General features: G+C 64.6%; 1 pseudogene. It reads left to right on the top strand.

The window, feature by feature from the left end:
• Positions 1-198 precede the first annotated feature (198 nt).
• Positions 199-1,697: pseudogene (istA, locus tag EOA86_RS33330) on the top strand (IS21 family transposase).
• The last annotated feature ends 66 nt before the right edge of the window (positions 1,698-1,763 follow it).

Genomic DNA, 1,763 nt, shown 5'->3' with positions numbered 1-1,763 from the left:
AACTCGCCCTCGGTCTTCCCGCCAATACGCTCAAGATGGGCATCATGGACGAGGCGCGCCGCACCACGGTGAACCTCAAGGTGTGAATCGGCGTGCAATTTTGACCCCGTAGCTGGGAGGATCGGCGTCCAAACTTGACCCCCCTCATTCAGTCGATCTGCGACCATCCGTTTGTTTCGGCAAGCGGGTGGAGAGGGGATGAAGTCAGTGGATACGATCGCCCGGGTCCGGCGTGCGTTCTTGTTCAAGGGTGGTCGCTGAAGCGGATCAGCCGCGAACTGCATGTGTCGCGCAACACGGTTCGCCGGATATTGCGATCCGGCGAGACCTCTTTCTCCTACGAGCGTGAACGTCAGCCGCAGCCGAGGATCGGGCCCTGGCAAGTGCAGCTTGATGCTCTGCTGGACTGCAACGACGCGAAGGCGAAGCGCGAGCGCCTGACGCTGATCCGTATCTATGAAGAACTTCGGTCGCTTGGCTACGAGGGCAGCTACGACGCGATCCGGCGCTACGCCAAGAGCCGGGACAAGGCTCGCGGTGCGGCGATGGCCGAGGCCTACGTGCCGCTGTTCTATCCTGCGGGCGACGCCTACCAGTTCGACTGGAGCCACGAGATCGTCATCCTGAACGGCGTGACGGTGACCGTGAAGGTCGCCCATGTTCGGCTGTGCCACAGCCGCATGATGTTCGTGCGGGCCTATCCGCGCGAGACGCAGGAGATGGTGTTCGACGCCCATGACCGGGCCTTCGCTTTCTTCGGCGGCGCCTGCACACGCGGCATCTACGACAACATGAAGACGGCGGTGGAGGCGGTCTTCGTCGGCAAGGACCGCCAATACAACCGTCGCTTCCTGCAGATGTGCAGCCACTATCTGGTCCAGCCTGTCGCCTGCACGCCGGCCTCGGGCTGGGAGAAGGGTCAGGTCGAGAACCAGGTCGGGCTGGTGCGCGAGCGCTTCTTCACGCCGCGGCTGCGCTTCAAGACCTACGAGGAGCTGAACGCCTGGCTGCTCGACAAATGCGTCGCCTATGCCAAGGCCCACCGCCATGTCGACCAGCCGGAGCGCACGATCTGGGACGTGTTCGAGGAGGAGCGCGGCAAGCTGGTCGAGTATCGCGGCCCCTTCGACGGATTCCACACGGTTCCCGCCTCGGTGACGAAGACCTGCACCGTGCGCTTCGACAACAACAAATACTCGGTGCTGTCGACCGCGGTCGGAAGGCCGGTCGAGATCCATGCTTATGCCGATCGAATCGTCATTCGTCAGGACGGCGCGGTCGTGGGCGAACATGCCCGCTCATTCGGCCGCAACCAGACGGTCTACGATCCATGGCACTACGTCCCGGTGCTGGCGCGCAAGCCCGGCGCCCTGCGCAACGGCGCGCCGTTCCAGGGCTGGGAACTGCCGCCGGGAATGGAGCGGGTCAGGCGCAGGCTGAAGGTTGCCGACGATGGCGACCGGCAGATGGTGCTGATCCTGACGGCGGTGCTGTCCGGCGGGCTCGAAGCCGTCGAGGCCGCCTGCCAGCAGGCGCTTGCCGAGAACGTCTGCTCGTCTGCCATCGCCCTCAACATCCTGGCCCGCCGGCGCGATCCGGCTCCGTCCGTCACCATCCTCACACCCGACGCGCGGCGTCTGCGCCATGAGCCGCAGGCCGATTGCGCCCGCTATGACAGCCTCAGGAGGGCAAGCTGATGGAACGAACCGAAGTCCTGGATCTGATGGGAACGCTGAAGCTCTACGGGATGCGCAGCGCCTACG

Origin of the sequence: Mesorhizobium sp. M5C.F.Ca.IN.020.32.2.1, from assembly GCF_004023105.1 — a bacterium.
Taxonomy (GTDB): Bacteria; Pseudomonadota; Alphaproteobacteria; order Rhizobiales; family Rhizobiaceae; genus Mesorhizobium; species Mesorhizobium wenxiniae.
The sequence above is the reverse complement of the archived record's forward strand: the minus strand, read 5'-3'. Positions and strand labels throughout refer to the sequence as shown.